This is a genomic window from Acinetobacter sp. SFD (assembly GCF_001647575.1).
Taxonomy (GTDB): domain Bacteria; phylum Pseudomonadota; class Gammaproteobacteria; order Pseudomonadales; family Moraxellaceae; genus Acinetobacter; species Acinetobacter pecorum.
This window is the reverse complement of the sequence record NZ_LSZJ01000007.1, coordinates 25,148-29,844: the sequence shown is the minus strand read 5'-3', so window position 1 is coordinate 29,844 and position 4,697 is coordinate 25,148. Positions and strand designations below refer to the sequence as shown.

Annotated in this window: 5 protein-coding genes and 2 pseudogenes; 5 read left to right on the top strand and 2 right to left on the bottom strand. The window is 36.1% G+C overall.

Annotation, left to right across the window (positions count from 1 at the left end):
* The coding region (locus AY605_RS15045) for a TonB-dependent receptor (RefSeq protein ID WP_171254918.1) at window positions 1–205 on the top strand (205 nt) is incomplete at its 5' end.
* 96 nt (window positions 206–301) lie between these two features.
* Complete coding sequence (locus AY605_RS05375) at window positions 302–1,171, top strand: IS982 family transposase (RefSeq protein ID WP_064095432.1); 870 nt, start codon at window positions 302–304, stop codon at window positions 1,169–1,171.
* A 179-nt stretch (window positions 1,172–1,350) separates the two neighbouring features.
* On the opposite strand, the gene AY605_RS05370 is transcribed toward AY605_RS05375, so the two are convergent.
* Window positions 1,351–1,566, bottom strand: a complete 216-nt coding sequence (locus AY605_RS05370; protein ID WP_064095431.1) for a cold-shock protein — start codon at window positions 1,564–1,566, stop codon at window positions 1,351–1,353.
* Window positions 1,567–1,867: 301 nt separating this feature from the next.
* On the opposite strand from AY605_RS05370, the pseudogene AY605_RS05365 reads away from it, so the two are divergent.
* Window positions 1,868–2,736 (top strand): annotated as a pseudogene (locus AY605_RS05365) (IS982 family transposase).
* Window positions 2,737–2,999: 263 nt separating this feature from the next.
* Here the strand turns inward: AY605_RS05365 and AY605_RS05360 are convergent.
* On the bottom strand, window positions 3,000–3,932 hold the full coding sequence (locus AY605_RS05360) for a LysR family transcriptional regulator (RefSeq protein ID WP_064095430.1): 933 nt from the start codon (window positions 3,930–3,932) through the stop codon (window positions 3,000–3,002).
* Between the two features lie 134 nt (window positions 3,933–4,066).
* On the opposite strand from AY605_RS05360, the gene AY605_RS05355 reads away from it, so the two are divergent.
* Window positions 4,067–4,441, top strand: coding sequence for a DMT family transporter (locus AY605_RS05355; RefSeq protein ID WP_064095429.1), 375 nt, complete (start codon window positions 4,067–4,069; stop codon window positions 4,439–4,441).
* A 61-nt stretch (window positions 4,442–4,502) separates the two neighbouring features.
* Window positions 4,503–4,697: pseudogene (locus AY605_RS14820) on the top strand (transposase); the annotation flags it as partial.

Below are 4,697 nucleotides of genomic sequence, written 5' to 3'. Positions count from 1 at the left end.
AGTAGAAAATAATGTTACTATCCCAAGCTATACCACAATCGATTTGGGAGCACGTTATAAATTTAACATAGGTAAAAACCCATCATTACTCCGTATTCAAGCAACGAATATTACTAACCAGTATTCATTGTATATTTTGGGAAGCGGTGCGTATGAAACAATTGATAAGAGAGGGATTTCAGCTTCAATTTCCACAAGGTTTTAATAGTAACCCGAATCGCGGAAAAGAAATTGACTTGAAAAACATGAGGATTAGAGCCATCAGTTGAGTTATCACACAAAACTAACACCTCTAGTCCTGATGTTTAATAGTACCGAATTATTTTGCGTAACTGATGATTTCTTTCTTAAATTTGAAGCAACTTATTGGCAATTCCTTATGCAAAGCCATCGTTTCTCAAGAATTCGAGCGGCTCACTTGAGTCTTTCAGAAATCACCTTTATTGCTATTTGGTATAAATGCTCTCATTTCACTAATTTCAAAGCATTTTCCACATGGCTAAAGCAGGATAAAAGCTCTTTATTTAATAGCTTACCCTGTTACCAACGGATGATTCACCTCATTAATACGCATCAGTTGGCACTACATGCTTTACATGTAGCCTTAATGAAAGGTCAACGGAGCCAATATTTATGGATTGATTCAACCACTTTACCTGTCTGTAAAAATCAACGGATTCAACGCCATAAATCTCTAGCAGAAATTGCATCCCGTGGTAAAAGCTCGATGGGTTGGTTCTACGGCTGTAAATTACATATTGTGATGAATCAACTTGGAGAAGTCGTTTGTTCAGCATTATCCAATGGACATGTGGCTGACATAAGAATGGTTGAGCATTTGGTTGAAGGCTTGGAAGCAAAGCTTTACGCGGATCGTGGTTATATCAGCCAGGATTTAAAAAACAGATTAAAAGAACAAGGTATTGATTTAATTACTTATCATCGAAAGAACATGCAGGCTATACAACTCTCTGAATCAGATGAATATCATTTGAAACAGCGCAATAAAATAGAAACGTTATTCAGCTTATTGAAAGGTCAATACAATTTGGTGACGAATAAAGCCAGAAGTATGGCAGGCTTTTTAAGTGGGATTTACGCATCGTTATGTGCATATCAACTCACCCATCAAAATAAGCCAAAAATTCAAATTATGAAGTCATTAGCTTAAACAGGATTCGGGTTATATAAAGACATTTAGTTACCATGACAAAAAACTTGTTGTTAAAAAAATTATTTAAAATGATTTCTTTAATGATAAGCAAATAAAAATAATTTAATTATTCTGATTAAATTTTGAATTATAAAAAAAGCACTAATTAGTGCTTTTTTATTACTGCTTATTACTGCTTAGATAGCAACAATATTTACGGCATTCGGTCCTTTTTGACCTTGAACTACACTGAATTCAACCATTTGGCCTTCCAGTAAAGTTTTAAAACCTGAGCTCGCGATTTCGCTAAAATGAGCAAAAACATCTGGACCTGATTCTTGTTGAATAAAACCAAAACCTTTAGTTTCGTTGAACCACTTTACAGTACCTTTAACAACAGCTGAGTTTGACATAATATTTTCTACTAAATTTTAATAACTTTAAGTCGCTTTATTGACTGATTATAACTTTGAAAATAATAAAGAATGAGACTTAAAATCTAAAACACGAAGGATTATGACTAAAACTGCGATACTTAAAAAGATTTACCGAAACATGACTTTTTTCTAGTTAGATGAATTGTATACCAAAAATATTGAAAATCAAGTTTTTATATATGTATAATCCGAATCGTGGATAAGAAATTAACTTGAAAAATAAAAGGACTAGAGCCATCAGTTGAGTTACCACACCAAACCTAAAGCTCTAGTCCTGATGTTCAATAGTACCGAATTATTTTGCGTAATTGATGATTTCTTTCTTAAATTTGAAGCAACTTATTGGAAGTTTCTCAAACAAAGCAGGCACTGTTTAAGAATCCGAACTACGCAACTAACGATCTCAGAAATTACCTTTATCGCTATTTGGTATAAGTGCTCTCACTTCAATAATTTTAAAGCATTCTTCTCATGGTTGAAGCAGGATAAAAGATATTTATTTAAAAGCTTACCCTGTTACCAACGGATGATTCACTTGATTAGTATGCATCGATTGGCACTACATGCTTTACACGTGGCTGTAATGAAAGGTCAATACAAACAATATTTATGGATTGACTCAACGACTCTACCGGTCTGTAAAAATCAGCGCATTCAAGGCCATAAATCATTGGCTCAGATTGCATCTCGTGGCAAAAGCTCGATGGGCTGGTTTTATGGCTGCAAGTTAAATATCGTGATTAATCAATTGGGCGAGATCGTAAACTCAGCTTTATCCAATCGGCATATAGCTGACATAAAAATGGTTGAGCACTTGGCTGAAGGCCTAGAAGCAAAGCTTTATGCGGATCGTGGCTATATCAGTCAAGAATTAAAACCGGGTTAAAAGAACAAGGTATTGATTTGATGACCTATCATCGAAAGAATATACAGCCTGTTCAACTCTGTGCATCAGATGAATATCACTTAAAACAACGTAATAAAATAGAAACGTTATTCAGCTTATTGAAAGGACAGTACAATTTAGTAACAAGCAAAGCACGTAGCATTCGTGGATTTCTAAGTGGGATTTACGCATCGTTATGTGCATATCAATTAGCTCACCAAAATAAGCCGACAATTCAAATGATGGAATCATTGGCTTAAATAGGATTGAGGTTATGTATAGTTGTTGTTTTATAAACTTACCATCAGCGGCTATTTGCAACAGTGCCCTAAATAAACTCGTGGAACATTGATCACTTATTAAGCGCGGAACATGAAAGATAGGGAAGTTGCTGCCCTACACGTTAGGGCAGCAGTTTATAATATACTGATATATAATCAGAAATACTAAGAATTTCGCATAACGTCTATTACGTTAATTTAAGAAATACTACAATATAAAATAAACGTCTTTTTAATAGGTTTCAAAAAGTAAGAATATTATCCCAATAAGGAGGGCTTCCAATTTCCTTTAATATAAAATCTAAAACGGTTCTCACCTTTTTTGAACGAATTCTGTTTTCAGGAGAGACTAAATGAATCCCCACAGCATAAGGTTCTACTGTGCACAGCCATTTAGGGAGTAATTTAACCAATTGCTTGTTTTTAAAATAATCTTCTTCAAAAATCCATGTAGGGAATAATACAATCCCTCTACCTTCCAATGCCGCTGAAACCAACACTTCAGCATTGTTACTCTTTAAAGGACCTTGGGGTTCTATTTCAATAGGCTTGTCGAGTTCATCGTGGCGAAAGTACCATCTTTGACACCCCGAAACACCTTTATAAACAAGGCATTGATGTTTCTGAATATCTTGAGGTGTTTTAGGTGTTCCGTAGCGCTCAATGTACTCAGGGCTCGCACACAATACGTAGGTCTGATCACATACTTTTCTTGCGATTAGTGCTGAATCTTGCAGTGATCCAATCCGAATCGCAATATCGACACCTTCTTGGACAGGATCAATAAATGTATCTGTCAGGATTAGTTCCACCGAGAGGTCGGGATAGATATCATGCAGTTGATTAACAATGCGAGATATATGTAATCGCCCTAGGGCAACTGCGGTATTAATACGTATCAATCCTCTCACATTTGAATTTTTCCCTGTAGCCTCCTCGTTGGCAAAGTCCAACGTATCGAGTACTTCCTTGATTTGGATATAGTACTTCTCCCCAATTTCAGTCAGCCGAACAGATCGTGTATTACGATAAAAAAGCTGCTGTCCAATGTCCTGTTCAAGTTTAGAAATAAACCGAGATACAGAAGAAGAGGGAACTTGAAAATGTTTGGCTGTCGCAGAAAAGCTGCCAGTAGTCGCGACCATCGCAAAGTAACGTAATGCTTTTAACTGCATTTATACTGTTCCTAAAATTATATTGAACAATTTTATTATTGTGATTATAGCAATTATGTTTTGAAAAAATGATTAATTGTAGCTTTCTGACAACCCAATATAATTCATATCTCCTCTTCCCTCATAAGTAATGTATGAAACAGTTATGGATTTTACCATTGGTCTTTTTTGCTGGCATGGGGCTATCTATTGAAGCTGGTTTGCTGGGACCACTGGGTGAAGAAATTGGGCATATTTGGGCCACATTAGGCATTTTTGCGTTGGGTTCTATTCTATTAACATTTGGTCTTATTTTTGGTCGTCCACGACTCTCTCTTATGTTCAAACAACCACGCTGGCTACTTGCAGGCGGCCTGTTAGGTCCAATATATGTCGTCTCTTTAACTGTAGCTACGCCCCTCATTGGCGTTGGCTTGACAATGGTAGGGATTTTATTTGGTCAAGTAGCTACCAGCCTGATTATTGATCATTGGGGCTTATTAGGCAGTAATAAAAGAGCTGTAGACTGAATAGCCACCAATTTTGTAGACACTTTTTAGTTAGATAAAATAGCTAATTAACGAAGTGTTGATGAGCAGTAGTAAACGATATCCTGAAGGATTCAAAATTGAAGCAGTAAAGCAAGTGACTGAAAAGGTCATAGTGTGGCTAAAGTTTCCGCACGTTTAGGTACAACCATGCATAGTCTTTATGCCAGGATTAAGCGTTATGATCCACAACAGCCTAAAATCATAGAATCTGGTGATCCACTTGCAGAATTGGCAA

What these genes read in the sequence shown, in the direction of transcription:
- AY605_RS05375 (WP_064095432.1), top strand. Translation starts at nt 302, where the DNA reads ATGTTTAATAGTACCGAATTATTTTGCGTAACTGATGATTTCTTTCTT.
- AY605_RS05370 (WP_064095431.1), bottom strand. Translation starts at nt 1,566, where the DNA reads ATGTCAAACTCAGCTGTTGTTAAAGGTACTGTAAAGTGGTTCAACGAA.
- AY605_RS05360 (WP_064095430.1), bottom strand. Translation starts at nt 3,932, where the DNA reads ATGCAGTTAAAAGCATTACGTTACTTTGCGATGGTCGCGACTACTGGC.
- AY605_RS05355 (WP_064095429.1), top strand. Translation starts at nt 4,067, where the DNA reads ATGAAACAGTTATGGATTTTACCATTGGTCTTTTTTGCTGGCATGGGG.